The 2,804-nt window shown below is 59.8% G+C and carries 4 protein-coding genes; 3 read left to right on the forward strand and 1 reads right to left on the reverse strand.

What is annotated here, in order from left to right; all coding sequences use genetic code 11:
* Positions 1 to 263: integrase core domain-containing protein (locus tag ABD059_RS08995; protein WP_343879218.1), on the forward strand; the 263-nt coding region annotated here is incomplete at its 5' end.
* Between the two features lie 81 nt (positions 264 to 344).
* Positions 345 to 1,475 carry a serine hydrolase domain-containing protein gene (locus tag ABD059_RS09000; protein WP_343879220.1) on the forward strand — a complete coding sequence of 377 codons (1,131 nt, stop codon included), beginning with the start codon at positions 345 to 347 and terminating at the stop codon, positions 1,473 to 1,475.
* Between the two features lie 119 nt (positions 1,476 to 1,594).
* Here ABD059_RS09000 and ABD059_RS09005 read toward each other — a convergent pair whose 3' ends face one another.
* Positions 1,595 to 2,164: a dihydrofolate reductase family protein gene (locus ABD059_RS09005; RefSeq protein ID WP_343879222.1), complete on the reverse strand. Its 570-nt coding sequence runs from the start codon at positions 2,162 to 2,164 to the stop codon at positions 1,595 to 1,597.
* A gap of 75 nt (positions 2,165 to 2,239) precedes the next feature.
* Between ABD059_RS09005 and ABD059_RS09010 the strand changes: the two genes are divergently transcribed.
* Positions 2,240 to 2,779, forward strand: a complete 540-nt coding sequence (locus tag ABD059_RS09010) for a TetR/AcrR family transcriptional regulator (protein WP_343879224.1) — start codon at positions 2,240 to 2,242, stop codon at positions 2,777 to 2,779.
* Positions 2,780 to 2,804: the final 25 nt, after the last annotated feature.

A 2,804-nucleotide genomic window follows, 5' to 3' on the forward strand; every position in this document is an offset into this window, starting at 1 on the left:
CGTCGAGGGGGACCGTGGGAGACAGTTACGATAACGCGTTGGCCGAGACCGTGAATGGCTATTACGAGACCGAACTCGTCCGAGGCCCCGCCCGGCCTGGTCCGGGGAAGACGGTTGAGGACCTTGAGCTAGCGACTCTGGGGTGGGTTCACTGGCACAACACCGAACGTCTCAACGGGTACCTCGGCGACATTCCACCCGCAGAATTCGAGCAGACCTTCTATGCTGGCAAAACCACCAACACTCAATTGGTTGAAATCTAATGGCGCGAGTCTTTATCAAACCGAGGGCGCTTCAGACCAAGTATCCGATCACTACAAAAGTGCCGCTGTTACGATCGAGCGATGGATGCGCAGCAGCTGATTGAGATGATTCATCCGATAGTGGATGACGGTGAGGTTCCGGGTGCTGTCGTCGGCGTCGTGCATCACGGTCACACGTCGGTGGCCGGTGTGGGGCACACCGAACCGGGCGGAGCTACCGCGATGACAGCTGATGCGGTTATGCGCATCAGTTCCAACACGAAGCCTATGGTCGCCTCGGTTGCGTTGCTCCTCGTTCAGGACGGGGTGCTGCACCTCGACGATCTGGTTGAGGAGTTCGTTCCGGAATTGACCGGCCGCCGCGTGCTGCGTCAACTCGATGGTCCAATTCAGGACACTGTGCCAGTTCAACGGTCGATGACGATCGAGGACTTGCTGACGATGCGGATGGGCTTCGGGTTTGTGTTCGAGAGTGCCTGCCCGGCGGTCGAGGCAGCTGCAGCTGCCGGATTGGGATTCGGGCCCCCTGACCCTTCGACGCCGTTCTCACCTGATGAATGGGTGGACCGTTTCGCGAGACTGCCTTTGCTGGAACAGCCCGGCATGGTCTGGAGGTACGAGCTCGCTTTCGGAGTGTTGGGAGTCGTGCTCGCACGCGTTACGGGCAAGTCCCTTGACGTTGTGATGCGCGAGCGACTGTTCACACCACTTGGCATGACCCAGACCGGGTTCCTCGCCCCGCCCCAACACCTCGTGCCGGCCTTCGCGCAAAGCGAGAACGGCTTGGTTCTCTTTGATAGCGCATTCGAGAGCCGGTGGTCAACACCGCAGGCCTTCCCGGACGCGCGTAGCGGCTTGGTGTCCACAGTTGGTGACCTACTGCAATTCACCAGGATGTTGCTCGAAGACGGCGGCGGATTGCTGTCGCCTGAATCGGTGGCTGTGATGACGTCCGATCACCTCACCGCAGAGCAGCGCTCGGGGCCCTCGGCGCAAGCCTTCCTAGATGGCGGCGGATGGGGATACGGCGTTGGAGTAACCGACGGGAAATGCGGACGCCGCTACGGATGGGGCGGCGGGCTAGGCACGCTCTGGTACAGCTGGCCCGAGCACGATACTGCGGTCATCTTGATGACTCAGGTACTGCCTCCCTCGACCGAATTGTTCGATGCGTTTACGAATGCCGTCGAAGCAACACTTAACCCGTCATGAAACCGCTGAACAAACCACGCCACGAGCTGACTAACGGCCCCTAACGAACGCTCCCCGTTGCAGGGGTGTACCCAGCGCCAGACCCCTGCAGCGCTGTATCTGTCAGATGCACCCACGTTTCAGTGGGCGCTCTCATACTCTTCGATGACGACCCCGGAGGAGAACGATCGCACGTTCACCAGGCGGAAGGAGGTTGGCCGCACGTCGCCGCCCCCGAACAGCGAAATGCCAGCCCCTAAGGCGACAGGGTTGCGCTTGAGGATTAGACGATCGATTTCGGGAAGGAGGTGGCCGGCCAGATCACCGCCGCCGCACAGGTAGATGCTCAACCCTTCCTCCTGCTTGAGTTCCTGAACAGTGGCCAGCGCGTCACGGGTAAAAGAGACAGCCTGATCGTTAGTAGTCCGAGTGCGGGTGGCTACGAACTCTCGGAGATGCGCGTAGGGTCGATTGATTCCAACGGAATGCGCCACGGCGTAGGTGTTCCACCCCTGTATGACTGTGTCGAAACGGCTTCTGGGAGCGTCGGTGCCTAGCGAGTCGAGGACATGTGATGGAAGTGCATCCGCGTACTCGGTGAGGATCGTCTGCATATGGTCGCCCTCGAGCGGGAAGGAGTTGAAGGATCCGTCGGGTGCGGCGATATAGCCATCGATGGATACTGCGACGTAATAGACGAGTTCTCGCATAACCACTCCAATCACTACAGGCGTCGTGAATGGACAATACCACGACGTTTGTCGTGGTTACAGTATGCTGGTGGCGTGACACGGAACCCAGGCCGGCGCAAAGACCTTTCTGATGCTGCGGTGCGTGTTCTAGCGCGCCAGGGGTCGCGTGGTCTAACTCATCGGGCGCTCGATGACGAAGCACAGCTTCCGCGGGGAACGGCATCGAACTTCTTCGCCACGAAAGACGACGTCATCGACGCGATCCTCGCCCGGATAGGCGAACGTCTCGCACCCGATCCCGACGTGCACGCGAGTCTCGCCGCTCGTCAACCTGGACGGGAACTGTTTGCCGCCTACATGAAAGACATCTTTCAACGGCTAACGTCGGATCGCGCTGCAGCTCTGGCCCTCTTCGAGCTGCGCCTTGAGGCAACACGGCGCGGACACGTCGAGGAAGCGATCAGAGCATGGCTGCATAGAGGGCTGGCCGACGACGTAGCCTTCAATGCGCGCATGGGACTTCCGGGCGGGAAACAAGAAGTTATCCTCTTCCACTACGCGATCAACGGCTTCATCTTGGGACTGCCCACGGTTTGGTTGACTCGTGGGGTTGATAGTTTCTTAGGCGGCTAGCACCATGTTGTTGATTGTCTCAAAC

Origin of the sequence: Arthrobacter flavus (assembly GCF_039526005.1) — a bacterium.
In the GTDB taxonomy this organism is placed as follows: Bacteria; Actinomycetota; Actinomycetes; order Actinomycetales; family Micrococcaceae; genus Arthrobacter_D; species Arthrobacter_D flavus.